This window comes from Caulobacter sp. GW821-FHT12D05 (genome assembly GCF_058807295.1).
This window is the reverse complement of sequence record NZ_JBXAQO010000003.1, coordinates 740,452-763,125: the sequence shown is the minus strand read 5'-3', so window position 1 is coordinate 763,125 and position 22,674 is coordinate 740,452. Positions and strand designations below refer to the sequence as shown.

The 22,674-nt window shown below is 65.5% G+C and carries 25 protein-coding genes; 9 read left to right on the top strand and 16 right to left on the bottom strand.

Annotated elements, in window-relative coordinates:
• Positions 1–46: 46 nt before the first annotated feature.
• Entirely contained in the window at positions 47–664 is a 618-nt protein-coding gene (locus tag AC1RRR_RS16445) for a DUF1349 domain-containing protein (RefSeq protein ID WP_492814719.1), read from the bottom strand.
• A gap of 164 nt (positions 665–828) precedes the next feature.
• On the opposite strand from AC1RRR_RS16445, the gene AC1RRR_RS16440 reads away from it, so the two are divergent.
• The 4 genes from AC1RRR_RS16440 to AC1RRR_RS16425 all read left to right on the top strand — a co-directional run bounded on the left by AC1RRR_RS16440 (position 829) and on the right by AC1RRR_RS16425 (position 5,260).
• Positions 829–1,557 carry a hypothetical protein gene (locus AC1RRR_RS16440; protein ID WP_492814717.1) on the top strand — a complete coding sequence of 243 codons (729 nt, stop codon included), beginning with the start codon at positions 829–831 and terminating at the stop codon, positions 1,555–1,557.
• A gap of 90 nt (positions 1,558–1,647) precedes the next feature.
• On the top strand, positions 1,648–4,455 hold the full coding sequence (locus AC1RRR_RS16435; RefSeq protein ID WP_492814715.1) for a pentapeptide repeat-containing protein: 2,808 nt from the start codon (positions 1,648–1,650) through the stop codon (positions 4,453–4,455).
• A 19-nt stretch (positions 4,456–4,474) separates the two neighbouring features.
• Positions 4,475–4,702 carry a GNAT family N-acetyltransferase gene (locus tag AC1RRR_RS16430; protein WP_492814713.1) on the top strand — a complete coding sequence of 76 codons (228 nt, stop codon included), beginning with the start codon at positions 4,475–4,477 and terminating at the stop codon, positions 4,700–4,702.
• 3 nt (positions 4,703–4,705) lie between these two features.
• Complete coding sequence (locus AC1RRR_RS16425) at positions 4,706–5,260, top strand: DUF2199 domain-containing protein (protein WP_492814711.1); 555 nt, start codon at positions 4,706–4,708, stop codon at positions 5,258–5,260.
• Between the two features lie 4 nt (positions 5,261–5,264).
• On the opposite strand, the gene AC1RRR_RS16420 is transcribed toward AC1RRR_RS16425, so the two are convergent.
• The 5 genes from AC1RRR_RS16420 to AC1RRR_RS16400 form a co-directional block, all read right to left on the bottom strand.
• Positions 5,265–6,242, bottom strand: a complete 978-nt coding sequence (locus AC1RRR_RS16420) for an NAD(P)H-dependent flavin oxidoreductase (RefSeq protein WP_492814709.1) — start codon at positions 6,240–6,242, stop codon at positions 5,265–5,267.
• 66 nt (positions 6,243–6,308) lie between these two features.
• On the bottom strand, positions 6,309–6,710 hold the full coding sequence (locus AC1RRR_RS16415; protein ID WP_492814707.1) for a lysozyme inhibitor LprI family protein: 402 nt from the start codon (positions 6,708–6,710) through the stop codon (positions 6,309–6,311).
• A gap of 38 nt (positions 6,711–6,748) precedes the next feature.
• Positions 6,749–7,141 (bottom strand): lysozyme inhibitor LprI family protein, encoded by a 393-nt coding sequence (locus AC1RRR_RS16410; protein ID WP_492814705.1) that lies wholly within the window; start codon positions 7,139–7,141, stop codon positions 6,749–6,751.
• Between the two features lie 42 nt (positions 7,142–7,183).
• On the bottom strand, positions 7,184–7,615 hold the full coding sequence (locus tag AC1RRR_RS16405) for a carboxymuconolactone decarboxylase family protein (protein WP_492814703.1): 432 nt from the start codon (positions 7,613–7,615) through the stop codon (positions 7,184–7,186).
• 92 nt (positions 7,616–7,707) lie between these two features.
• Positions 7,708–8,670, bottom strand: a complete 963-nt coding sequence (locus AC1RRR_RS16400) for an acetyl-CoA carboxylase carboxyltransferase subunit alpha (RefSeq protein ID WP_492814701.1) — start codon at positions 8,668–8,670, stop codon at positions 7,708–7,710.
• Between the two features lie 286 nt (positions 8,671–8,956).
• Between AC1RRR_RS16400 and AC1RRR_RS16395 the strand changes: the two genes are divergently transcribed.
• From AC1RRR_RS16395 to AC1RRR_RS16385, 3 genes are all read left to right on the top strand, one after another.
• The gene (locus AC1RRR_RS16395) at positions 8,957–9,154 is read left to right on the top strand and encodes a hypothetical protein (RefSeq protein WP_295109836.1); all 198 of its coding nucleotides are present in this window, start codon (positions 8,957–8,959) and stop codon (positions 9,152–9,154) included.
• Positions 9,155–9,261: 107 nt separating this feature from the next.
• Complete coding sequence (locus tag AC1RRR_RS16390) at positions 9,262–10,650, top strand: cytochrome P450 (RefSeq protein WP_492814699.1); 1,389 nt, start codon at positions 9,262–9,264, stop codon at positions 10,648–10,650.
• Positions 10,651–10,696: 46 nt separating this feature from the next.
• Entirely contained in the window at positions 10,697–11,125 is a 429-nt protein-coding gene (locus AC1RRR_RS16385; RefSeq protein ID WP_492814697.1) for an OsmC family protein, read from the top strand.
• 132 nt (positions 11,126–11,257) lie between these two features.
• Here the strand turns inward: AC1RRR_RS16385 and AC1RRR_RS16380 are convergent, their stop codons facing one another.
• Together AC1RRR_RS16380 and AC1RRR_RS16375 are read right to left on the bottom strand one after the other, a co-directional pair.
• The gene (locus AC1RRR_RS16380) at positions 11,258–12,307 is read right to left on the bottom strand and encodes an HpcH/HpaI aldolase/citrate lyase family protein (protein ID WP_492814695.1); all 1,050 of its coding nucleotides are present in this window, start codon (positions 12,305–12,307) and stop codon (positions 11,258–11,260) included.
• Positions 12,308–12,442: 135 nt separating this feature from the next.
• Positions 12,443–13,474, bottom strand: coding sequence for a mechanosensitive ion channel family protein (locus AC1RRR_RS16375; RefSeq protein ID WP_492814693.1), 1,032 nt, complete (start codon positions 13,472–13,474; stop codon positions 12,443–12,445).
• 158 nt (positions 13,475–13,632) lie between these two features.
• Between AC1RRR_RS16375 and AC1RRR_RS16370 the strand changes: the two genes are divergently transcribed.
• On the top strand, positions 13,633–14,259 hold the full coding sequence (locus tag AC1RRR_RS16370) for a TetR/AcrR family transcriptional regulator (protein WP_492814691.1): 627 nt from the start codon (positions 13,633–13,635) through the stop codon (positions 14,257–14,259).
• Here the strand turns inward: AC1RRR_RS16370 and AC1RRR_RS16365 are convergent.
• The 4 genes from AC1RRR_RS16365 to AC1RRR_RS16350 all read right to left on the bottom strand — a co-directional run bounded on the left by AC1RRR_RS16365 (position 14,256) and on the right by AC1RRR_RS16350 (position 17,819).
• Complete coding sequence (locus tag AC1RRR_RS16365; RefSeq protein ID WP_492814689.1) at positions 14,256–14,897, bottom strand: response regulator transcription factor; 642 nt, start codon at positions 14,895–14,897, stop codon at positions 14,256–14,258. The genes AC1RRR_RS16370 and AC1RRR_RS16365 overlap by 4 nt on opposite strands.
• A 250-nt stretch (positions 14,898–15,147) precedes the next feature.
• Positions 15,148–16,122 carry a transporter family protein gene (locus AC1RRR_RS16360; protein WP_492814688.1) on the bottom strand — a complete coding sequence of 325 codons (975 nt, stop codon included), beginning with the start codon at positions 16,120–16,122 and terminating at the stop codon, positions 15,148–15,150.
• A gap of 163 nt (positions 16,123–16,285) precedes the next feature.
• Positions 16,286–16,660 carry a hypothetical protein gene (locus AC1RRR_RS16355; RefSeq protein ID WP_492814686.1) on the bottom strand — a complete coding sequence of 125 codons (375 nt, stop codon included), beginning with the start codon at positions 16,658–16,660 and terminating at the stop codon, positions 16,286–16,288.
• A 157-nt stretch (positions 16,661–16,817) separates the two neighbouring features.
• Positions 16,818–17,819, bottom strand: coding sequence for an aldo/keto reductase (locus tag AC1RRR_RS16350; protein ID WP_492814685.1), 1,002 nt, complete (start codon positions 17,817–17,819; stop codon positions 16,818–16,820).
• Positions 17,820–18,035: 216 nt separating this feature from the next.
• Here AC1RRR_RS16350 and AC1RRR_RS16345 point away from each other — a divergent pair, with 216 nt between their 5' ends.
• Entirely contained in the window at positions 18,036–18,518 is a 483-nt protein-coding gene (locus tag AC1RRR_RS16345) for a VOC family protein (RefSeq protein WP_492814684.1), read from the top strand.
• Here AC1RRR_RS16345 and AC1RRR_RS16340 read toward each other — a convergent pair.
• The 4 genes from AC1RRR_RS16340 to AC1RRR_RS16325 form a co-directional block, all read right to left on the bottom strand.
• Positions 18,503–20,437 carry a sensor histidine kinase gene (locus tag AC1RRR_RS16340; protein ID WP_492814682.1) on the bottom strand — a complete coding sequence of 645 codons (1,935 nt, stop codon included), beginning with the start codon at positions 20,435–20,437 and terminating at the stop codon, positions 18,503–18,505. The two genes, AC1RRR_RS16345 and AC1RRR_RS16340, sit on opposite strands and share 16 nt — an antisense overlap.
• Positions 20,424–21,119 (bottom strand): response regulator, encoded by a 696-nt coding sequence (locus AC1RRR_RS16335; protein ID WP_492814681.1) that lies wholly within the window; start codon positions 21,117–21,119, stop codon positions 20,424–20,426. The genes AC1RRR_RS16340 and AC1RRR_RS16335 overlap by 14 nt, the downstream gene beginning before the upstream one ends.
• A 313-nt stretch (positions 21,120–21,432) precedes the next feature.
• The gene (locus AC1RRR_RS16330) at positions 21,433–21,915 is read right to left on the bottom strand and encodes a hypothetical protein (protein ID WP_492814679.1); all 483 of its coding nucleotides are present in this window, start codon (positions 21,913–21,915) and stop codon (positions 21,433–21,435) included.
• 38 nt (positions 21,916–21,953) lie between these two features.
• Positions 21,954–22,646, bottom strand: a complete 693-nt coding sequence (locus AC1RRR_RS16325) for a hypothetical protein (RefSeq protein ID WP_492814678.1) — start codon at positions 22,644–22,646, stop codon at positions 21,954–21,956.
• Positions 22,647–22,674: the final 28 nt, after the last annotated feature.

Sequence of the window (22,674 nt, the reverse complement as noted above, 5' to 3'; positions counted from 1 at the left end):
CCTTTTGGGGGAGGGGGACCGCCGAAGGCGGTGGAGGGGCCAGCGCCTACGCCCCCTTGACCTCCACCCTCGAAATCCGCGCCCCAAACCCCTTCCCCAGCGGCGCCGCGACCACCAGCCCCAGCTCCACGCTCTCCCCCATAGGCAGATACCCGTACCGATCCACCACCCACTCGCCCGCGCCCAGCGCATGCGAGCACACCAGCGTCTGCCCCTTCCGCGCCAACCGCACCCGGACACCCCGAGCCGAGGCGATCTCCGCCGCCGTCCCGTCCGACCAGTCCCGCGTGAACACGCTGGCCACGTGCGGCTTGCCGCTCAGCCACTCCACGCCGTGCTTCATCCAGGTCTTCTCGTCGAGGCGCAGCATCAGGCCGGTCTGGTCGGCGTCGGCGGCGTAGTCGCCGTCCAGCACGGCGGTCATCTCGAAGTCGCCCGTCTGACGGCGGAAGAAGAAGTGACCGCTGTCGACCTCCGGCCCGCCGGCCGTCTTGCGCCAGAAGTCCGAGCCCGGCTCGGCTCCGCAGGCCAGGGTCCCGTCCGTCCACGACCAGCGCTTGGGGGCGTTCAGCCAGCGCCAGTCATCGGCGGCGCGGGCACCGCCAGGCAAGGCCAGGGCGGCGGCGGCCAGCAACAGGGAACGGCGGTCGGTCTTGAGGGTCATGCAACGGCTCCGGACAATTCGAGGCCGTCCCAGCTATTGGCATTCCAGCGCTCGGTAAAGCGCAGTGGTCTTATGTTCTCGCTCTGGTGGAGCAGTCACCGCACGCCCCTCCCCTTCCCGCGCAACTCGCTGTAGTCAGGGTCCCCAGGACGAGGATCGACCGCATGAGCGAGAACGCCGGAACCGGCATGGCCGACAAGCTGGCCGGGGTGCTGATCACCGCCGGCCTGGTGGGCTGCGGCTTCGCGGGGCTGGCCCTGGTCCAGACCTGGTTCGAGCAGCGCGACACCGCCATCCTGCGCACCATCCCCGACGTGCTGGTGACCTGGCGCGAGGGCGGCGACGCTTTCCTGCCGATGATGCTGATCGCCATCGCCCCGCTGATCCTGCTGCCCGGCGCTTTCGGCCTCAGCCGCGGCATGCCGCCGATCACCCGCCGCGCCCGCTGGATCCTGGTCGCCGCCACCGCCGCCTGCGTCGCCACCGGAGTCGCCTGGGGCGGCATCGCCGGCCGCCAGGAAGTCGGCGTCGCCACCCCGTTCGGTGCGGCCTGGCTCTACGACGGCAAAGCCCGCGAGCACTGGTCCTGGGGCACCGCCACCAGCGTCGGCATCGGCTGCACCAACCAGAAGGACGAGACCACCGGCAAGGTCGAGCCGAAACTCAACTACGACGTGGCGTTCCCGAGCGGCCGCGAGGCGAACCTGGCGCGCGAGACGGGCGACATGAAGACCCTGACGGCGAGGCTGGCGGTGATCGACGCGACGCTGCGTGCGCGGGGAGCGCCGAGGTTCGTCAGCACGGACGCGGGGTGCGTGGCGTACTACGGGCGGGGGCTGAATAGGGCCAAACTAGCCCAATTTCGGACGCTGCTGAGCGCCGAACCCGAATAGCTGAGGTCAGGTGTTAGCGCCGCTGCGCTTGCCAAAAAAACATCTTACGATAGCATAGACTGGCCTTTACCACCATATATTGGGCTAGCCATGACTGAAAACCTGGACAAGAAGAATCCAAACAGCAAGCAAACATATTCAACGCCAAGCGTAAAAATTACAAATCATTCAGATATAAATATAAATTGGTTCGATTTTTCCGAAAAAGTATTAAATTTTATAGGAAATCTAGCCAGCTCTCCTCTTTCCCCCGCATCTTATGTTGGCGGAACAGCCAACCTTATTGCTGCAGCAAAATCAATAAAGATAGACTCCCCGCCCTCCGAGAATTTGTATCGCCTCTCCGTATTATGCTTTGCGTGGGCGCTAGGAGAACTTATATCTAGCCCAGACACACAATACATATCCGGAATTTCAAAAGAAATATCCACAAAAGCTAAGTCACTTCTTGATTCTGGTGAAAATTACGCGCCGATAGATTTTATAAGTCGACCAACAAAACTAACTCTATACATTCACTTGAGAGATCATTTTATACCACTTAGGCACAAATATCGTTGCGGCGTAAATGAAACGAATGATGCCCTCAAAGCTCGCTTTGACGCAGCTTATGAGAGGGCGATATTTGAAGTGTTGTCGAAAAGGCCAGAACTAATACAGCCAATTCATAACCTTCTAGACGGCTTAAAGTCCACACCAGCCCAGTCACAGATGGATTGGGACGCTTATCGTCGAAGAATTATCCACGATTTTGAGGTAAAACCAACTTTCGGCCAAGAGTCTTCAAAAATATCCCTGTCACAAATATATGTTCCGCTACGCGGCTTCTGGATATCCGAAAAGCAGTTACACGAAAGCGAAGTCGGAACAATTGGTGAAGATAAAAGGAACTACATACTTTTAGACGAATATCTTGATGAGTGGTTAGACAATGCTCCATCTGAAGATCAACTTCGCCTAATTGGCGGCGGACCAGGTAGTGGGAAGAGCACCACACTGCGAGCGCTTGCAAGAAGAGCCGCAAGCCGACCCGAATGGCGACCATTACTTATTCCACTGCAACATATGGAATTGGAAGGAGACCTGAGAGAAGCAATCAATCGCCACTTTACAGAAAAGACAAACAGCGACTTCAATCAACCGCCACTCGCTCGAGCAGCGATTGAGGATGGCCCGCCGCTACTCCTGATATTTGATGGCCTGGATGAACTTGCCAGGCCCGGCGAAGGCGCCAGCGACGTAGTGAACCTGTTCAGTACGAAGCTTGCGCACCTTACCGCATCTCTACGTGGCGACGGAATTAGCAAACTTCGCACTGTAGTCAGCGGCCGCATGCCCGCCTTTCAGGCGGCCAAGAGGTATATATCTGCCCCCAGGGAGGCCTGCCTCGAAGTATATGGTTTTTCCCCCATTTCCCATAGAGGCCCCAAAAGTGGCATATTGGATGAGGATCAAAGAGAGACCTGGTGGTCTCAGTATGCAAAACTTACAAATCAATCCACCAGCACCCCACCCGCCTTTTCCAGCAAGCAACTTGAGGGAATTACCCACGAACCCCTACTATGTTACCTTCTAGTTTTATCAGGATACGCAACAGAAAACTGGGAGGAAGCTGCCGAAAATCCAAATCGCATTTATCGACAACTTGTGGACTCGATTTGGCACAGAGGCTGGGGTGAAGGAGCAATAAAAAGGCTGGGCGCAGGTCGAACCTTAACGCTCCCAGATTTCAACTCCCTAATGCAAACAATTGCGCTTTCCGCTTGGCAGGGTGGAGATACTCGCGTTGCGAGCGAGGCCGGTTTTGAGGCCGCAATTAGAATTTGCCGGACAGAGAGAGCGTGGGATTCCTTCAAAAAGGACAATGGTTCGGACGTAACAAATCTAGCAATGAATTTTTATCTAAAGTCATCAGAAGGTCGCCACAGAGGATTTGAATTTACCCACAAGAGCTTTGGTGATTACCTCGCTGCTCGCGCCATCCTGGACATTTCGTTTGATTTACCAGCACTCATAAATAGAAGAATGGATCATGCGCTTTCCGAATGGATAAGCGCCATTGGAAACGGCCAACTTACGGACGAAATTTTACAATTTCTTCGCGATGAAGTTCGACTTATTATTTCCGACAACCTAAAGGATATTGACATTGAGCGCCTTGAAACATCAAAGGAACACTTTGAAAGGTTGATCAACACGGTACTACTAGAAGGCTTTCCCGTCACACTAGATGGAGGGACCTGGAGATCAGCCGAGTCGAGGCAAAAGAGCTCGGAGATCATGGCATGGGCTGTTCTGCACTGCATGAGCAATGCACTTTCCCACTTTGGATCACCAAAGAAAATAATTCACATTGAATGGCCAGATCCAGAATCGTCTATGCATCAACTTTTAAGCCGCATTGCAGAGGTGCGAAGCTATGCAACTCCGGCGTACAAATGCTTTTCTTATGTAACTGCTCCAAATTCGTTCCTATTTGGACTCGCCATTAGCGGAATAAATTTGAGAGGAGCCATAATGCCTGGCTCTACGATGTCCGGATGCCATCTTATCAGCGCTGATTTGAGGGATGCGGATTTTCAAGGCGCGCACTTTGAGCGCTGCATGCTTGATGGATCCCAAATTCAAGGGGCCAATTTCTCCGAAGCGAACCTTATAGACGCCAGAATGTCGAGAATAGATGTATCGAGTTCGAATTTCGACAACGCTGTAATCAGCACAGCAACACTACTTTACGCAGATTTAGAATCCTTCGAAAAAGTCTCTAGCAAAATGAAGGCATTCAATTTCCGACATATTGATGAAATACCTAGAGAAAAAGATATATTCTCGAGATCTAAGAGAATTAGAAATATTATGAAATCAACAAAATCTGACGGGCATCCAAATAGGAGATAGCTCCGAATGCGCGCTGGACATGCTGTATTGCGGCAAGTTCCTGAGCGTCGACGACCTGGTCTCGGACCCGGACGCGCGCTCCCAGGGCCACGGCAAGGCGCTGCTGGACTGGCTGAAGGACGAGGCGCGGCGGCAGGGGTGCGGGCATCTGGAGCTGATCTCCAACGTCGTCCGCGAGCGCGCCCACGCCTTCTATTTCCGCGAGGGGCTGGCGGTGGATGCGTTCCACTTCCGGGTGAAGGTCTAGCGCGTGCGGCGCTTCCTCGATCGACTGACCGGCCGTCGCCCCGCGCCCGCCGCCACGTCCGCTGATTGGCGCTGCCCCACCTGCGGCCAGGCCCATCACGACCTGCCCGCCGCCAGTTCCGAAGGTCCGCTGGCCTGGGAGATCGCCTCCGACGCCGAACGAGCGGCCGACTTCGAGCTGACCAGCGACTTCTGCGTCTGGAAGCTGGAGCACTTCTTCATCCGCGCCTGCCTGGAGATCCCCTGCATCGACCGCGACGGCGAGGTGCTGCATTTCGGCGTGTGGACGTCGCTAAGCCGCAAGCGTTTCCAGCGCTATCACGAGGCCTTCGAGACCCAGCCCGCGATCGCGCCGCCGACGATGTTCGGCTGGTTCTCCAACAGCCTGCCCGGCTATCCCGAGACGCTGAACCTCAAGTGCAACATCCATCCCCGCACGGGCGGGCTGCGACCGCTGATCGAACTCCAGGCCTGCGACCACCTGCTGTACCGCCAGCAGCACGATGGCCTGACCTTCGCCGAGATCACGGCCTATCTGCACAAGCATCTGGGCCTCTGAGCGCCTAGCTCACCATCCCCGCCAGCCGCTGGCGGATCAGGTCCTCGGCCTCGGACACGATCCGGTCGACGAGGTCCTTCACCGTCGGCACGTCGTGGATCAGGCCCTGGACCATGCCGGCGCTCCAGATGCCGTGGTCGGTGTCACCGGTCTCGAGGCCCTCGCGGCCCCGCACGCCCTTCACCAGCTCGGCGACGTCCTCGAACTTGGCGCCGCCGGCCCGCTCGATGGCCACCACCTGCTGGCTGACGGTGTTGCGGGCCACGCGGGCGGTGTTGTGCAGGGTGCGGAAGATCAGGTCGGTGGCGCGCTCGTCATTGGCGACCATCTGTTGCTTGAAGTTCTCGTGGATCGGGGCCTCGACCGTGGCGCAGAAGCGGGTGCCCATGTTGACGCCGTCGGCGCCCAGGGCCAGGGCCGCGACCAGGCCGCGGGCGTCGCCGAAGCCGCCCGAGGCGATCATCGGGATCTTCACCTTCTGGGCGGCGACCGGGATCAGGATCAGGCCGGGAATGTCGTCCTCGCCCGGATGGCCGGCGCACTCGAAACCGTCGATCGAGATGGCGTCGACGCCCATCCGCTCGGCGCTGAGGGCGTGGCGGACGGCGGTGCACTTGTGGATCACCTTGACCCCGTGGGCCTTGAGGTCGTCGACATGCTCCTGCGGCTTGTAGCCGGCGGTCTCGACGATCTTGATCCCGCTCTCGATGATCGCCGCGCGGTACTCGGCATAGGGCGGCGGCTTCATGGCCGGCAGGATGGTCAGGTTCACGCCGAACGGCTTGTCGGTCATCTCGCGGCAGCGGGCGATCTCCTGGGAGAGCGCCTCGGGCGTGGGCTGGGTCAGGGCGGTCAGGAAGCCCAGCGCCCCGGCATTGGCGACGGCGGAGACGAGCTCGGCCTTGCCGACCCACTGCATGCCGCCCTGGGCGATCGGGTGCTCGACGCCGAACAGCTCGGTGAAACGGGTCTTGATGGCCATGGCGGCATGCCTCCCTCTGGTTTTGGGAGGACTATGCGGGGGCGGCCCCTAGGTCAGGCAAGAGGCCTATCGCGGCCGGCGCGGGCGGGCCATGCGCTCCAGCTCGTCGGCGCGCGCCTCAGTCCAGTCGAGGATGCAGGCCTGGGCCTCGATGCCGCCCTGACGGCCGTACTCGGCCTCGTCCAGATAGGCCCGGCACTCGGCGTCGCGGTCCTTGATCCAGGCGCGCTGGGCGTTGCGCAGGAGGATCTTCTCGCGCGACGTCTTCAGACGCCCCATCGCCGCCTGGTAGGCGCGGTTCAGGCGGACGTCCTGCTTGTCGGCATAGTCCGCGACGCAGCTCATGATCTCGATGGTCGGGCCGCCGGCGCGATCGCAGCGCTCCATCGGCGTGAGCGGGCGCTGGCCCTGCGCCTGGGCGGCGGGCGTGGCCAGAAGCACCGTCGCGACGGCGAGGACACGGATCATGGATGGAGCTCCCCCTCAGGAAGCGCCACCCTAGCGCGTCATTGCTGGCCTTGGAACGCGTCCAGTTCGTCGGCGCGTTCGGCCGTGCGGTCGAGCACGCAGCTGTTGGCCTCGATCCGGCTCAGCGTGCCCCAGGCCTCGTCATAACGACTGGCGCAGTCGGCGTCGCGGAAGGCGATCCAGGCGCGCTGGGCCTTGGTCAGGGCCGCCTTCTGGCGCGGCAGGCTCATGCGCTTCTGGGCGGCCTGGTAGCTGCGGTTCAGGCGGGCGTCCTGGATCTTCAGCTCCGCGCCGATGCAGTCGATCATGCCGGCGGTGCTCTGGCCCGAGGGGGCGGCGAGGCACTTCTGGTAGGCCGGGGTGAACTTCGGCTCGGCGTGGGCCGAGGTGGCCAGCAGCAGGACGGTCGCGGCGGCGAAGAGACGGATCATGCAAGGCTCCAGCAGGCCGGGGCCCTTCGCCGCCGACGCTGTCTAATGGCTCGAAACGCCCAGACGGTTCCAGAGATTGATCTGAGCGACGATGACCGTCAGGGCGCTGGCCTGCTGATCGGTCCAGTGCTCGCGCAGCTCACCGCGCAAGGCGGCGAAGCCCTCGGGCTGGGGCAGCTTGGTCAGGGCCTCGGCCCAGGCCAGGGCGGCCTTTTCGGCGGCGGTGAAGTCCTCGACGTGGCGCCAGACGACCAGGCGATCCAGGCGGGCGTTGGTCTCGCCGTCCTCGCGGGCCTCGTGGCTGTGCATCTTCACGCAGTAGGCGCAGTCGTTCAGCTGCGAGACGCGCAGATAGATCAGGTGCTTCAAGGCCGACGGGATGCCGGCGGCGCGCACCGCCATCTCGGCGGCGAGGAAGGCCTTGTAGACCTCGGGAACGTTCTGGTCGTGGCGGAAGGCGGCGGTGTCGCCCATGGTCGTAAGCTCCGTTCGGGGCCTGGGAGCGGCCCTTCGAGAGCTAAGACGAGGCAGTACCGGCGGACGTGACATCCGCCGGTCAAAAAACCTTACTGCAGGCCCGCGCGACCGATGGCGTAGAAGCGCTCGGCGCGTTGCTTCTTCAGCTCGGCCGCGCTCATCGACGCCATGGCCTTCAGCTCGTCCTCGACCGCGTCGCCAACGGCCGCGATGGCCGTCTCGGTGTCGGAATGGGCGCCGCCGGCGGGCTCTTCGATGATGCGGTCGACGATGCCCAGCTTGATCAGGTCCTGGGCGGTGATGCGCATGTTGGTCGCCGCGTCCTTGGCCCGGGCGCCGTCGCGCCACAGGATCGAGGCCGCGCCTTCCGGCGAGATCACCGAATAGATCGAGTGCTCCAGGATCAGCACGCGGTTGGCGCCGGCCAGGGCGATGGCCCCGCCGCTGCCGCCTTCGCCGACGATGGTGGCGACCATCGGGACTTCCAGCGTGAGGCAGCGCTCGGTCGAGCGGGCGATAGCCTCGGCCTGGCCGCGCTCCTCGGCGCCGAGGCCAGGATACGCGCCGGCGGTGTCGACGAAGGTGATGACGGGGAGCGAGAAACGCTCGGCCATGTCCATCAGGCGCACGGCTTTACGATAGCCCTCGGGGCGGGCCATGCCGAAGTTGTGCTTCAGGCGCGTGGTGGTGTCGTGACCCTTCTCGTGGCCCATGACCACAACGGGCTGACCACGGAAACGGCCCAGGCCGCCGACAATGGCCTGGTCGTCGGCGAACTTGCGGTCGCCGCGCAGCTCGACGAACTCGTCGATCAGGCCTGCGACATAATCGCGCAGATGGGGCCGCTGGGGGTGCCGGGCGACCATGGTCTTCTGCCAGGCGTCCAGATTGGCGTAGGCCTCCTTGCGGAGTTCCTGGGCGCGGTCACGCAGGGCCTGGATCTCGGTGTCGAACGAGCCTGGTCCAGCCGTCTCGGAGAGCCGGGACAGCTCTTCGATTTTGCTTTCCAGGTCAGCGATTGGGCGTTCGAAATCGAGATAATGGGCGGCCATGGACTCTTAAACGTCGCCGTTGATGAAAGGGTGCGAACCTAGTGGCGGAATCCCCCGAGGGAAAGGGGCGAGATTCTGGCCGGGAACCGTCATGAATCAGCCGGGTTTTATCCACAGGCTCGAAGGTGCGGTTCACAGGTGAGTCTCGAATCGAGACTCTCTCCTCTGGTGAATCGCGACAAAGAGTCCTACGTTCTTATGTAGCAGGTCGCGGAAGACGACTTGCGCCCCTGCGGCCCCGCCATCGAATGTGCGCGGACCCGCCTGATGAGAGCGCACAGTTCCCATGCAGGTGTTCACCTTTTTCTGTGTCGAGTCTGACGGCTCGGTCCCGCGTTTTGACGTCACGCCCTGCGCTGACGACTCTGCGGCGCGCGCGAGAGCTTACGAGTTGCTGGACATGCACCACCGCTGTGACTTCGTGGAAGTCTGGCGCGGGTCGCAGCGCGTGTTCGACGTCTCGCCCCAGGCGATCGCTGCTTAAGTATTTTCAGCGCGCGATGAATTATTGCGCCGCAACTTGAGCGGTTATAGCGTCGACGTCCGGATGGAGCCTAAAACGGGCTCCGCTTTCCGGAAGGCCGCTGCTCCATGGACTCTGCCGTCCTCACCGCGCCGCTCATCCCGCCTGCTCCCAAGATCCATCCGCGCCCCTTGGGCGTCACGCCGCTGGGCCAGCTGCGCGTGGCCCTGGAGATGGGCCGCAGCCTGATCGGGGCCTATTGCGAAGAGGACTATGAGAGCCTCGCCGCGCCCTACATGTTCATGGGCCAGCCGGGCCTGTTCCTGAACGACCCCGGCAGCGTGCGCCGCGTGCTGAGCTCGCCCAAATACGCCCGGCCGGTGAAAGCCGCCCGCTCGCTCAAGCCCCTGGTCGGCGAGGGCGTGCTGATGTCCGAGGGCGAGACCTGGCGACGCCAGCGCAAGAGCCTGGCCCCCGTCTTCACCCCCGCCGCGACCGGCGGCCTGCTGCCCCACTTCGTCGCCGCCGGCGAAGGCCTGACGCAGGCGTTGGCGGGACGAGATCGCGCCAACCTGGCTCAAGCCTTCCACCACGCGACCCTGGACGCGGTGCTGCGCGCCCTGTTCTCGCGCCGCGCCGACGCGGAAGGCGCGATCCTGGCGGACCTGGCTCGCCGCTACATGGAGGGGCCGGCGCACTTCAACCTCTTCGACTTCGTGGCCAAGGGCGCCGACGACCTGACCTTCCTGGACGGCGAGCGGCGGCGGATGGGCGCGCGCTGGTTCAAGGCGGTGGACGCCCTGATCGAGGAGCGGCGGCGGAACCCGCATCCGGAAGTCCTCGACATGCTGGACCGGCTGCTGGCCGCCCGCGACGAGGACGATCGCCCCCTGCCCGACCAGGAAATCCGCGACCAGTGCAGCTCGATGCTGGCCGCCGGCTTCGAGACCACCTCGCGCCTGCTGTTCTGGGCCGCCTATCTGCTGGCTCTGGATCCGGCGACGCAGGCGCGGGTCCGGGCCGAGGTCCAGGCGTTCCCCGCCGAGCGGGTCGCCAGCCTGGACGACCTGAAAGCCTGGCCGCTACTGCGCTCGGTGCTGTTCGAGACCCTGCGGCTCTATCCCTCCGCCCCGATGATCGCCCGCCAGGCCCTGGAGGCCGACGAGGTCCTGGACTGCCCGGTCGTCCCCGGCTGCATGATCACCATCAGCCCCTGGGTCATGCACCGGCACCGCAAGCTGTGGGACGCCCCCACCGCCTTCCGGCCCGAGCGTTTCATCGACCAGGTCCATCCGTGGGGCATCGAGGCGTTCATCCCGTTCGGCGCGGGACCGCGCGTCTGCATCGGCGCTGGCTTCGCCATGGCCGAAGCCCAGATCGTGCTGGCCAGCCTGCTGGAACGGTTCCAGATCGCCATGGCCGGCGACCGGCCGGTCATTCCCCGGGCCTCGATCACCCTGGGGCCGGATCACGAGCCGGACTTCCGTCTGAAGCCGATCGTGCAAGCACGACCCTGAAGCTTGCGGTAGGAAGGGGCCGCCTACCCTTCTCGAGGATCTCGCCATGACCGAAGCCGCCGTCACCCGCCCGTTCGCCACCGCCACCGACACCGGCACGGGCGTCCTGCAGACCTTCGTCACGGCCGGCCCCTCGACCATCGTCGCCGACGTCTCGGTGGCGCACGGGGGCCTCGACCTGGGTCCCGATCCGCACGAGCTGGTCTGCGCCGGCCTGGCCGCCTGCACCAGCCAGACCCTGCGCCTCTACGCCAACCGCAAAAACTGGGAGGTCACGGCCATGCACGTCGAGGTCTTCCACCACTTCGACGCCGACCAGACCCCGCACGACCGCTTCGAGCGCGTGCTGACTATCGAGGGCAACCTCAACGAGGAGCAGATGGAGCGCCTGTTCGAGATCGCCGACCGCTGCCCGATCCACAAGCTGCTGACGAGCGGCGCGCGGGTCGTGACGACGGTAGGCGGCGAGGGCTGACCGCTCAAGACCCTCCCCCTAGCGGGGGAGGTGTCGGCTCGAAGAGACGACGGAGGGGGAAGAGGCAAGGCATCAAGCACTTCCCCCTCCGGCGCTTCGCGCCGCCTCCCCCGCTAGGGGAGGATCTATGTCCTAGAAGCCGTACAGCCCCGCGTACCCCGCATCCTTCCCCGCGATCTGCCGGGCGCAGTCGACCATCACCTTGGCCTGCTTCCAGGTGGCGTCGTCCTGCATCTTGCCGTCGATCATGGCCACGCCCGTGCCGTCCGGCATCGCTTCCAGGATCCGCTTGGCGAAGGCCACCTCGGCCGGATCGGGGCTGAACACCCGCTTGGCGATGTCGATCTGGCTGGGGTGCAGGCTCCAGGCGCCGGCGCAGCCCATCAGGAAGGCGTTGCGGAACTGCTGTTCGCAGGCGATCGGGTCGTCGATCGCCCCGAACGGACCGTAGAACGGCTTGATGCCGTGGGCGGCGCAGGCGTCGACCATCTTGGCGAAGGTGTAGTGCCAGAGGTCCTGCTGCACCGAGGCGCGCGGCGATCCGTCCGCATGCGGATCTTCCACCACGCGGTAGCCGGGATGACCGCCGCCGACGCGGGTGGTCTTCATCGCCCGACTAGCGGCCAGGTCGGCCGGGCCCAGCGAAATCCCCTGCATGCGCGGGCTGGCCGCCGCGATGGCCTCGACGTTCATCACGCCCTCGGCCGTCTCCAGGATGGCGTGCAGCAGGATCGGCCGGGTCACGCCGTGCTTGGCCTCCAGCGAGGCCAGGAGCTGGTCTATGTAGAAGATGTCCCACGGCCCCTCGACCTTGGGGACCATGATCACGTCGATCTTGTCGCCGGCCTTCTCGACGATCGTAGCGACCTCATCCAGGTGCCAGGGCGAATTCAGGCAGTTGATCCGCGTCCAGAAGCCCACGCCCAAGGCCTTGAAGTCGACCTCGCGCGACATCGCCACCAGCCCGGCCAGGGCCGCGCCCTTGGCGTCGGCGGGGATGGCGTCTTCCAGGTTGGCCAGGATGACGTCGACGGTCGGGGCGATCTCGGAGACCTTGGCGCGCACCTTGTCCAGGTGCGGCGGCACGAAGTGGATCATCCGCTCCACGCGGGCCGGCAGCTCGCGGTAGGGCTCGGGCGCGCCGATGGCCAGAGGTTTGAAAAAGCCGCGCGGCGTCTTCATCGCCTACTCCCCGATTGTTCTTTATTCGACGCGCGACGGTCGCCGAAACCAGCATCCACTTTCGGCTGTCGCGCTACCGTTTCGCAGTTGCGAGAACCATGCGGCGACGCGGAAGGACCGTCAAGGTTATCGCCGTTAAGTCTTGGCCGCCGGCGGCTTGGCGACGGGCGGCGGCATCTCGTCGGGATCCTCGCGCTCCAGGTCCAGGGCCGCGTCGTTGCTGGAGCCAGGCTTGACGGCCTTGGCGGCCTTGCGGCGGCGGGCGGCGGGTTCCAGGCGCAGGCTGGTCAGGGCGTCCTCGCCCTCCTCGCCGAACAGGCCGCGCAGGCGCACGTCGCGCTGCGGGTACGGGATCTCGATGCCGGCGCCGCGCAGGGCGTCGTCGATCAGCCAGGTATAGGCCGCGAAGATCGCCGCCGGGCGACGCACGGCCTCGACGGTCGGCCAGACCACCAGCTCGAACTTCAGGCTGCTGTCGCCATAGCCGACCAGCCAGACCTGGGCCCGGCGGGTGGCGTCGTCGGGCGAGGTATAGGGCGCGGCCTTGGCGGCCTTCAGCACCGCCTCGCGCACCTTCTCCTTGTCGGCCCCGAAGGCGGTGACGAACGGCACGCGCAGGCGGCGGTTGGTGTTGCGCAGGGTCCAGTTGATGACCTGGTCGTTCACCAGCACCGAGTTGGGGACGATGATGTCGGTGCTGTCATTGGTGCGGATGCGGGTGGCGCGGGGGCCGATCTCGTGCACCACGCCGCGGCCGCCATTGGGCAGCTCGACGAAGTCGCCCACCGCCACCAGCCGCTCGAACACCAGGCTTACCCCGGACGCGAAGTCCTTGATGATGCCCTGCAGGCCCAGGCCGACGCCGACGCCCAGGGCGCCGGCGAACACGGTGAGCGAGGTCAGGTCGACGCCCATGGTCGACAGGCCCGCGATCACGCCGATGAGCACCAGGCCGTAGGTGGCGACCTTCTCGACGATGTACAGCGAGGCGGCGCTGCCGGCGGCCTTCTCGCGCAGCTTGCGCAGGCCCGCCGAGGTCAGCCGCGCGGCGATGATCGCCACCACCACGATCAGGATGCCGGCGGCCAGCCCGCCGACGGTCACCGAGGCCTTGCCCAGCTTCAGCAGTTCAAAGGAATCGAGCGTGCGAAGCGGGTTGGTTTCCATGGAGCGGAGTGTGTTCGGATCACACGCAAAGGATCAAGACCTCCCCAATGTGCGTTACCCGACACTTCAACAATTGTATTTCGTGCGCCATGCTCGCGCCTATAGCGTTCACGACGAGTTCCGACTCAATCAGTTAGCGAGCGTTTTTGGAGGCCAGCATGCTCAGACAGCCTAGGGGGCTGGCAGGGCGGAAGAAGCTGCAAGCGATCATCGACGCGGCCAGCCGCATCGTGCTCGCCGAAGGCCTCGACCCGGCCAAGATGAGCGCCATCGCCACGGAGGCCGGCGTCTCCACCGCGACCGTCTACGCCTATTTTCCCAGCAAGGACGACCTGTTCCGCGCGGTCGTCGAGAAGGTGGCCGGCAATATCGAGGTCGAGCTGCTGGAGGCGCTGCATGCGCCGGATGGCGATCCGATCGAGAAGCTGGCCCTGGCGATCATGGGTCGGCTGAACGATCCGGACCTGCGCGCTCTCTTCCGCATCATGGGCAAGCAGGGTCGCAGGTTCCCCGAGGCCCTGGCGTTCTTCGACACCCATACGCGGCTGAAGGCTCACCAGTCGGCGGTCGCCCTGTTCGAGCGGCTGGCCAACGAAGGCCGCTTCACCCACGGCGTGGCCGAGATGGCCTCGCGCCAGCTGCTGGGCATGCTGGAACACGAAACCCTGATCCTGGGCACCTTCAGCGGCACGGACGATCCTGGACCGCGCGATGCGACGGAGATCGCCCGCGAGGCGGTGAAGACGCTACGCGCTAGGTTCGGACGAGACGGCGAGGCGCTCTAGGCGGCCATCGCGTGGCCGCCCAGCACCGGCTGCAGGGCCAGCATGGCCTGGGTGCGGTTGTGGACGCCCAGCTTGCGGAAGATCCCCGTCAGGTGGGCCTTGATCGCGGCTTCCGAGACGTTGAAGTCGGCGGCCACCTGCTTGTTCAGCCGGCCGTCGGCGACGCTCATCAGCACCTTCATCTGGGTGGCGGTCAGCGAGTTCAGGCGCTTGCGCATGGCGGCGATCTCCTGGTCGGCCGACACCGCGCCGTTCAGCGACGGGAACGACCGCGCCCCGGCGGCGGCGGCTTGCAGCACCGCCAGCAGCTCGTCGATCTGGGCGGACTTGTGGACATAGCCGGCCGCGCCCAGGGCGTTGCTGGAGCTGATCACCTGGTCGTCGCGGCGCGCGGTATAGACCACCACCGGCGCGTCCGGCAGGCGACGCTGCACCGCGACCAGGGCGCCCAGGCCCGTGGCGTCGGGCAGGGCCGGCTCCAGGATCACCAGACCGACATGGCCCGCGCGACAGGCCGCGTCGACCCCGGCCAGGTCGCCGGCCTCGACGATGCTGGCCTTGGGCCAGGCGGTCTCCAGCAGACGGACGATCGCCGCGCGCATCAGCGGTTGGCTCTCGACGACCAGTACTCGTTTCATGTTCTGCCCCCACTCGGCAACTGCAGGGCGAGCATGGGCCGGATGTACCACCACCGACAAAGTCCAATATGTCGCATAGGGCTGCGCAAGCCTGACTATTCGCACGCTTCGCGCCACAATTTCTTCTTCTAATTCAGATAGATAACAGATAACGTCACTATATGGCCATCATTCGCGGTCGCGACGGGATGTCGCAAAAGTGGTACTGACGGTTTTAGTTTTCTCTCGCGCGAATGGCCTGCAAACGTTGTCAGCGGACGTAGTTGAAGGCGATGGCGGGCGTCACCGAGGCCGTGGTGTTGCGGCCGGCCGGGATGATCCGGGCGCCGACGATCACCCCCACGCGGCTGTTGAAATTGTACTCGACGGCCGGGGCCAGGATCAGCGCCTTGCTGACCGGATAGCGCCGCTCGAAGTGCGAGCCCGCCAGCATCCCCGTCACCTTGGTCGAGGCGTCGCGCTGCCAGCCCAGGTCCATGGCCGCCACCCAGTTGCGGGTGATGCTATACTCGAAGGCCAGGTCGACCAGGAAGCTGTCGCCCGGCTGGGCCTTGCCCGCGAAGCCCTTGGGCGTGCCGTAGACGCTGCTCCCCCGCACCCGCGTATTGTCCGAGCGGGTATATTGGGCGTTCAGGCGGGTGCGGACGATACGGCCGTTCGGGGCCCACCAGATGTACTGCGAATTGATCCCGACGGTGGTGGCGTAGGCCCCGCTGCCGAAGCCGTCATTGGGCCGGTCGTCCAGCTTGTCGTGGCGGCCGATCGGCAGGTTCTCCTGCAGCATGATCGAGACGGTCGGGACGTGGCGGCCTTCCTCGAATTTCAGCAAGCGGAACTGGGCCTGGGCGGTCAGGTCGCCGATGCCCAGCCCCTGGCTCCAGCGCCCGCCCGCGCGCTTGTAGCCCAGGTGCGGGATGAAGCCGGCCGTCAGGGTGTCGGTGACGCCGTACAGCATGTAGGCCGACGAGCCGATGTTGTCGGCGTCCGGGGCGCTCTTGCGCTTGCCGCTGGCGTCGAAGCTTCCGTACGGCTTGGCGTCGTACAGATAGGGCTCGAACAGGATGTGGCCCTTGGGCAGGGTCGAGGCGCCGGAGGCCAACAGCGGCCCGGTCCACCAGGCGTCGTCCAGGCTCTGGCGCTGCGGGGTGTCGACGGTGGCGAAGGCGGGCGTTGCGGCGGCGCAGACGGCGGCCGCGATCACGGCGGCGCGAATGGTCGAGTACATGGATCCTCCCCGGAAAGACGTCATTGCGCCTTAGGCCGCCTTCCGACGTCGCTCCGCCCGAAACTTGCGGATGGACGACCGGATTCTGTCAGCAGCCTGCAGATGGGAGGCAGGATTTGTCGGTGTCAGGCGCCAATCCCCGGGGTTTCCGGGGCGCCAATCGTCAGTCCGGCGTGAAGATGCCTTGCAGGCCGACGATCATGGCGATGACCCCGAACACGGCCAGGATCAGGCCGGGACCGCTGGACCCGCTGGCCGGCAGGTTGCGCCCCGCCCGCAAGCGGTCCCACAGCAGCAGGACCCCGACGACGACGCCCACGACCTCGAAGTGGAAGACCTTGGGTCCGCTGGTCAGGTGCACGATCAGGAAATAGCCGCCGCACACCAGCGCCGCGACGCCGACGATCCAGCGGAAGGGGGCCAGGCGGTCGGCGAACCGGCCAAGGTCGTCGCCGGCGCGGGGGAGCAACGTCAGCAGGCCGATGGCCAGCAGGAAGCCGCCCAGGATGTTGCAGAGATCGAGGATCAGTTCGAGCATGACCGGGAAATGCGGAGCCGGCCGAAAAGATGCTCCCCCGCGATGCGGGGGAGCTGTCGCGGAGCGACTGAGGGGGCCTTTATGGCATAAGCCCAGCTCGCCCCCTCCGGCCCTCCGGGCCACCTCCCCCGCATTGCGGGGGAGGATCTAAGTCTTCCTACCGCCCCACCATCGCCAACCCGGCCGGCGCATAACGTTCGCCCTCGATCGCCGTCTCCGGCACCGCCGCGGCGATGGCGGCCAAGTCTTCGGGCGTGAGCACGACATCGACCGCGCCGATGTTCTCCTCCAGCCGCGCCAGCTTGGTGGTGCCGGGGATCGGGGCGATGTCGGGCCCCTGCGTCAGGATCCAGGCCAGGGCCAGCTGGGCGGGCGTGATGCCCTTGTCGGCGGCAATGGCCGTCAGGGCGTCGACCAGCGACAGGTTCTTGGCGAAAGCCTCGCCCTGGAAGCGCGGCAGGCCGCGGCGGAAGTCGTTGTCGGCCACCGGCGCGTCCTTGAAGGCGCCGGTCAGGAAGCCCCGGCCCAGCGGGCTGTAGGGCACCAGGCCGATGCCCAGCTCGCGCAGGGTCGGGATGATCTCGGCCTCCAGCTCGCGGAACCACAGCGAGTATTCGCTCTGCAGGGCCGCGACGGGCTGGACGGCGTGGGCCTTGCGGATGGTGGCGGCGCCGGCTTCCGAGAGGCCGAAGTGCTTGACCTTGCCCTCGGCGATCAGGTCCTTGACCGTGCCGGCCACATCCTCGATCGGCACGTTCGGGTCGACGCGGTGCTGGTAGAAGAGGTCGATGACTTCGATGCCCAGGCGCTTGAGCGAGGCTTCTGCGACCTCACGGATGTGCTCGGGACGGCTGTTGACGCCGCGCATGCGCGTGAAGCCCTCGCCGGTCCCTTCGGGGGCGATGTCGAAGCCGAACTTGGTGGCGATCACGACCTTGTCGCGGAAGGGCTTCAAGCCCGCGCCGACCAGTTCCTCGTTCAGATAGGGGCCGTAGACCTCGGCCGTGTCGAAGAAGGTCACGCCTCGCTCGACGGCCTGGGCCAGCAGCTTGTGGGCGTCGGCGGTGTCCAGCGCCGTGCCGTAGACCTGGCCCATGCCCATGCAGCCGAGGCCGATGGCCGACACTTCCAGGCCGTCGCCGAGTTTGCGCGTCTTCATGGGTATGCTCCTTGTCCGGAATGGCGCGGCGGTCCGTACCGCCGGCTGTTGGGAGATGGGCGTAACGCGCGTGGATGACAGGGCCCGCCGCGTGGTTCTGGAGGATCGGGCAATAGTCCGGTCGCGACAGTCAATCGACGTCGTGACTTTTCTTTTTCGCCCGTGTCGGAACGTCGGCGCCTGCACCGTCCTTGGATCAACACTGGAGGAAGACCCATGCCCAAGATCACCCCGTTCCTGTGGTTCGACAACCAGGCCGAGGACGCCGCCAAGCTGTACGTCTCGCTGTTCCCGAATTCGAAGATCACCAGCGTCGACTACTATCCCGGCGAAGCCCCTGGCGGCGGCAAACCCGGCAAGGTGATGACAGTGGCCTTCGAGATCGACGGCCAGAAGGTCACCGCGCTCAACGCCGGCCCGACCTTCAAGCTCAGCGAGGCCTTCTCGTTCGTCATCGACTGCGACGGCCAAGCCGAGGTCGACCACTACTGGAACGCCCTCACCGCCGACGGCGGGCAGGAAAGCCAGTGCGGCTGGCTGAAGGATCGTTTCGGCCTGTCGTGGCAGGTCACCCCGCGCCAGTTGATCGAGGCCACCACCGGCCCCGACCGCGCCGGCGCCGGCCGCGCCTTCCAGGCCATGATGGGCATGAAGAAGATCAACGTCGCGGCGATCCAGGCGGCCTATGAGGGGCGCTGAGCCAACCGCTTGCTGACCGGCAGCGCCAGGGCCAGGCTGCTGCCGCGTTCGGCCTCTTCCCAGCGGATGGCCCCGCCGATCGCCTCGGCGCGGCTGAGCTGGTTGGCCAGGCCGCGCCCGCCAGAGGGCAGGCCGGCCGGCTCGAAGCCTCGGCCGTCGTCCTGTACCCGCACCAGCACCTGGTCGCCCTCGGCCCGCACCGAGACCGTCAGGGTCTTCGCGCCGCTGTGCTTGAGCACGTTGGCGATGGCTTCCTGCATGATCCGCAGGATGTGCAGGGCGTGGCGCTGGTCCAGCCACTCCAGCGGCGGGACCTCGCCGGCGTCCCAGACCAGCTTGACACCGGCGGCCTCCAGGCGCGGCTGCAGGCGGAACCGCAGGGTGGCCAAGAGCAGCAGCAGGTCGGTCTCGACCGGCTCCATGGAGTCGATGGTCAGCTTCAGGTCGTCGATGCAGCCGCGCAGGATGCTGACGGTGTCGAGCTCGGCCGCCTTGCCGCCCTCGAAGGCGCGCAGGGCGCCGACCAGGGTCGAGCCCAGGCCGTCATGCATGTCCTGCATCAGCCGCTGGCGTTCCTGGTGCAGCAGCTCGCGGCGCTCGACCTCGCGCAACTTGGCGTGGCTGGCGGTCAGCTCGGCCTCGCGCTGGGCCAGGCGCTGGGCCAGGTCGGCCTTGGCCCGGGTCGCCGTCTCCAGCGCCTCGATGTAGCGGCCGAACATGATGTACCAGAACAGCAGGGTGAACCCGACGCCCGTGAAGTTGCTGACGAACACGCTCTCGATGCTGATCAGGTTCTGCTGCAGGCCCAGATCGTAGATGCCCGACAGCACGGTGATCAGGCACCAGATCGACAGCAGCATGGCGTCGCGCGACTTGAACCGGACCGACTGCAGCACGCCGTTGGCGGCCACGATAACGCCCAGCACCAGCAGGTTGGCGTAGACGGGCGCCGACATCAGGGTGGGATCGATCAGGCCCGGCAGGGTGGCGATGGTCAACACGATGCTGACCAGTAGGGCCGCGCCGGTCAGTATGGGCTGACGCTTGCCGTGCAGCTCGGCCACAAACAGATGCAGCACCACGATCATCCAGTAGGGCGAGACGACGGTGAGCCAGCCGAACCAGGCGTCCGAGAGGATCAGCGGGTGCACGCCGACGAAGGTGTGCAGCATCCGCACGAAGACGACGGCCGAGGTCAGGAAGTACAGCAGGTAGATCGGCTCGTTGCGCCGGGTCAGCCAGACGAAGAAGGCGAACACCCCCGTCGCCAGGAAGGCGAAGGACGAGAACGAGGTCAGCTGCACCTGCAGGATCTCGCGGATCGTGTAGCGCGGGGCCAGCTGGCGATAGGTCCCGATCCAGACCGACGAGAACGCCCCGCCGATGCCGCGCACATGCTGCATCCGAATGTCCAGCGTCCGGGGCGGATGTGAGACGTCGGTGCGTGGAACCTTGATCAGCAAGGGCTCGTTGGAGCCGTTCCATTGCAGGTTGGCGTGCGACTGGTGGATAAGGTGGCCGTCGGCATAGACCGCCAGCGAGCCGTCCGACTTCCAGCGCGGGATGTAGAGATAGAGCTGGCGGCCGTCGTCCGGCAGCGGCGGGACGCTCAGCGAGTACCAGGTGACGCGGGTGGCGATCTTCTGCGGCGAGGTCTCGGCCGTGGGCGCGAACACCGGCGGCGGCGCGTGCGGCATGGTCACGGCCTGGCCGCTGGCCTGCAGTGTCTTCGGGCTGGCCGCCGGCGGCAGCTGATAGCCGACCGTGTCGATCGTGGTCATCCGCGCGGCGGTCAGGCGATGACCGCCGGACCGCGACTCGATGACGAAGGCCACGCCCAGGACGACCAGCCCCGCCAGGACCCAGGCCACCCACGGAAACCAGCGGTAGTCGGTGAGCTTGGCCCTAGAGGAGGCCATAGGCGCGGGCCTCGAACACCGCCTCGGTCTTCGAGCGCACTTCCAGCTTGGCGTAGATCCGGCGCACGAAGGTCAGCACCGTGTTGCGCGACACGCCCATCAGCTCGGCGATCTCCTCAAACGAGAAGCCCCGGGTGATCAGCTGCAGCGTCTCCTTCTCGCGCTCGGACAGGCTGGGAATGCCCGACTTCTCGGCGGCCTCGGCGTCGACGGCGCCCTCCTCGGCGGGCTTCTCGTCGGGGCGGAAGCGCATCAGCACCTGGCGGGCGATGCGCGGGCTGATCGGGCTGCCACCGGCGTGCAGGACGCGGATGTCCTCGGCGATGGTCGGCAGCGGGCTGTCCTTGAGCAGGTAGCCGCTGGCCCCGGCCTCGATCGAGGCGATGACGTGGCGCTCGTCGGCGAAGGTGGTGGCGACCATGATGGCGCAGCCCGGCCAGCGGCCATGGGCCTCGCCGATGATGTCGACGCCCGAGCCATCCGGCAGGCCCAGATCCACGACCAAGACGTCGCAGGGCGCCTCGCCCAGCATGGCGCGCGCCTCGGCGGCGGTGGCGGCGACGCCGACCATCGACAGGTCCGGGGCGGCGGCCAGGGCGTTGCGAAACGCCTGCTGGAACGCGGCGTCGTCCTCGACCAAGGCGACCTTCAGCGGCGTCGTCGACGCAGCTTCCATGCTCATTCGGCTTTCCTCGTTCTCCCGGACCGATCCTGGAGACAAAACCCCTAAACAAAACCCTTGTAACAAAAGGCGTTCTCGAACTCTCGTCTCACGACGTCATCACATCTTGCGACACCCCGGACATTGCTCCGAGCGCCTTCTGTCGGCAACTAGACGGTGTCGAAAGGCCGGTGAGCAACGGCGGCCTTCGAAGGGCTCGCGCGGTGGGGCGCATAAAGGACGGAGGCGTCGTAGCCCGTACGACGTCTCCGCTCCGGCTCGATCCCGTCTTGCGAGGCGGGCGGCATGTCGCCGCCGATCCGGCGACATGCCGCTAGCGCCGCGAGGCCTGGTCCTCGGCCGTGACCGGCGCGGTGTAGTCGCCCGCCGGCGCCGGCTCGCTGCGGTCCAGTTGCGCCAGGCTGATCGCATGCCCGCCGGCGGACACGAAGACCTTGGCCTTCGCCCGGGCCAGGCCCTCGGCGCTGGTCGCGGTCAGGCGGATCTCTCGCAGATAGACCGGCCCCGCCTTCGCTGGCGCCGCGTGCCACGTGCAGGTCAGGTCGTCGCACGACATCCGGAAGACGACGCAGGCGCCCTCCGCGCAGGTCTGGCGCAAGGCCTTGGCCGGGACGGTGTTGAGGAAGTCGTTCGAGACGTACTGGATCCGCACGCCCAGCCGCTTGGCTGCTTCGTCATCCGCCCGGATCGGCTGTCCGGCCGTATCCACCTTGCGGAACATGCCGGTGGTCTCGGCCGCCGGGGCGTAGTCGCGGGCGACGCAGAACGGCGCGGCGTCACAGATCAGGTCCAGCATGGGCGGCCTCCAATCCACCCAAGGTAGATCAGCTTCGCCTAGGCTTCCAGCTTCATCAGACTGCCCGGCGGCATGTCGCGACGGATCTGCTGGTCCAGGTCCTCGGTCATCGTCTCGAGGTCCTTGAGGTTCTCCTCGGCTTCCTTGACCTCGTCCGAGCGCTCGAACTTGCCCGGCTGGGTCAGGATGCCCTTGGTCTTGGCCGTAGTCAGGTCGTCCTTCAGGGCGTTGGCGATACTGCGCACGCTCTTGATGAAGTCCATGTCGCCGCTGGCCTCGGCCTTGGCCTGGTCCTCCAGGTCCTTGCGGGCCGACAGCTGCTGGTCGGGCGTGAGCGAGGCGTCCGGCGCGGCGGCGAAGTCGGCCTTGAACAGCTCGCCGCTGTCCTTGGCGGCCTTGGCGTAGTCCTTGACCGCGCCCTGCAGCTCCTTGGCCGCCGCGGCCAGGGTCTTGGCCATCATCTTGGGGTCGTTGGCGTACAGCTTCTTGAGCAGCTTCAGCTTTTCCATCAGCTTCTGCAGCTTCTCGCGGGCGCGGCCCTTGGCGTCGCCGATGGCGTTGCGGCGGTCGTTGCGCTGGCTGGCCTTCAGGCGATCCAGCGCCTCGGCCTCGGGGCTCTTGGCCACCGGCTCGTCCTTCGCCGCCTCTTGAGCAATTGGGGGCGTCACGCCCATCGCCTTGCCATAGGCCGCCAGGACCATCGGTCCCGCCTGCCCCGCCGCCGTCATCATGGCTTCTGCCCCACCGGCCTTCTGGCCT

Excerpts from the sequence above, each read along its gene's own strand:
- AC1RRR_RS16445 (WP_492814719.1), bottom strand. The coding sequence starts at position 664 with ATGACCCTCAAGACCGACCGCCGTTCCCTGTTGCTGGCCGCCGCCGCC.
- AC1RRR_RS16440 (WP_492814717.1), top strand. The coding sequence starts at position 829 with ATGAGCGAGAACGCCGGAACCGGCATGGCCGACAAGCTGGCCGGGGTG.
- AC1RRR_RS16435 (WP_492814715.1), top strand. The coding sequence starts at position 1,648 with ATGACTGAAAACCTGGACAAGAAGAATCCAAACAGCAAGCAAACATAT.
- AC1RRR_RS16430 (WP_492814713.1), top strand. The coding sequence starts at position 4,475 with ATGCTGTATTGCGGCAAGTTCCTGAGCGTCGACGACCTGGTCTCGGAC.
- AC1RRR_RS16420 (WP_492814709.1), bottom strand. The coding sequence starts at position 6,242 with ATGGCCATCAAGACCCGTTTCACCGAGCTGTTCGGCGTCGAGCACCCG.
- AC1RRR_RS16415 (WP_492814707.1), bottom strand. The coding sequence starts at position 6,710 with ATGATCCGTGTCCTCGCCGTCGCGACGGTGCTTCTGGCCACGCCCGCC.
- AC1RRR_RS16410 (WP_492814705.1), bottom strand. The coding sequence starts at position 7,141 with ATGATCCGTCTCTTCGCCGCCGCGACCGTCCTGCTGCTGGCCACCTCG.
- AC1RRR_RS16405 (WP_492814703.1), bottom strand. The coding sequence starts at position 7,615 with ATGGGCGACACCGCCGCCTTCCGCCACGACCAGAACGTTCCCGAGGTC.
- AC1RRR_RS16400 (WP_492814701.1), bottom strand. The coding sequence starts at position 8,670 with ATGGCCGCCCATTATCTCGATTTCGAACGCCCAATCGCTGACCTGGAA.
- AC1RRR_RS16395 (WP_295109836.1), top strand. The coding sequence starts at position 8,957 with ATGCAGGTGTTCACCTTTTTCTGTGTCGAGTCTGACGGCTCGGTCCCG.
- AC1RRR_RS16390 (WP_492814699.1), top strand. The coding sequence starts at position 9,262 with ATGGACTCTGCCGTCCTCACCGCGCCGCTCATCCCGCCTGCTCCCAAG.
- AC1RRR_RS16385 (WP_492814697.1), top strand. The coding sequence starts at position 10,697 with ATGACCGAAGCCGCCGTCACCCGCCCGTTCGCCACCGCCACCGACACC.
- AC1RRR_RS16380 (WP_492814695.1), bottom strand. The coding sequence starts at position 12,307 with ATGAAGACGCCGCGCGGCTTTTTCAAACCTCTGGCCATCGGCGCGCCC.
- AC1RRR_RS16375 (WP_492814693.1), bottom strand. The coding sequence starts at position 13,474 with ATGGAAACCAACCCGCTTCGCACGCTCGATTCCTTTGAACTGCTGAAG.
- AC1RRR_RS16370 (WP_492814691.1), top strand. The coding sequence starts at position 13,633 with ATGCTCAGACAGCCTAGGGGGCTGGCAGGGCGGAAGAAGCTGCAAGCG.
- AC1RRR_RS16365 (WP_492814689.1), bottom strand. The coding sequence starts at position 14,897 with ATGAAACGAGTACTGGTCGTCGAGAGCCAACCGCTGATGCGCGCGGCG.
- AC1RRR_RS16360 (WP_492814688.1), bottom strand. The coding sequence starts at position 16,122 with ATGTACTCGACCATTCGCGCCGCCGTGATCGCGGCCGCCGTCTGCGCC.
- AC1RRR_RS16355 (WP_492814686.1), bottom strand. The coding sequence starts at position 16,660 with ATGCTCGAACTGATCCTCGATCTCTGCAACATCCTGGGCGGCTTCCTG.
- AC1RRR_RS16350 (WP_492814685.1), bottom strand. The coding sequence starts at position 17,819 with ATGAAGACGCGCAAACTCGGCGACGGCCTGGAAGTGTCGGCCATCGGC.
- AC1RRR_RS16345 (WP_492814684.1), top strand. The coding sequence starts at position 18,036 with ATGCCCAAGATCACCCCGTTCCTGTGGTTCGACAACCAGGCCGAGGAC.
- AC1RRR_RS16340 (WP_492814682.1), bottom strand. The coding sequence starts at position 20,437 with ATGGCCTCCTCTAGGGCCAAGCTCACCGACTACCGCTGGTTTCCGTGG.
- AC1RRR_RS16335 (WP_492814681.1), bottom strand. The coding sequence starts at position 21,119 with ATGAGCATGGAAGCTGCGTCGACGACGCCGCTGAAGGTCGCCTTGGTC.
- AC1RRR_RS16330 (WP_492814679.1), bottom strand. The coding sequence starts at position 21,915 with ATGCTGGACCTGATCTGTGACGCCGCGCCGTTCTGCGTCGCCCGCGAC.
- AC1RRR_RS16325 (WP_492814678.1), bottom strand. The coding sequence starts at position 22,646 with ATGATGACGGCGGCGGGGCAGGCGGGACCGATGGTCCTGGCGGCCTAT.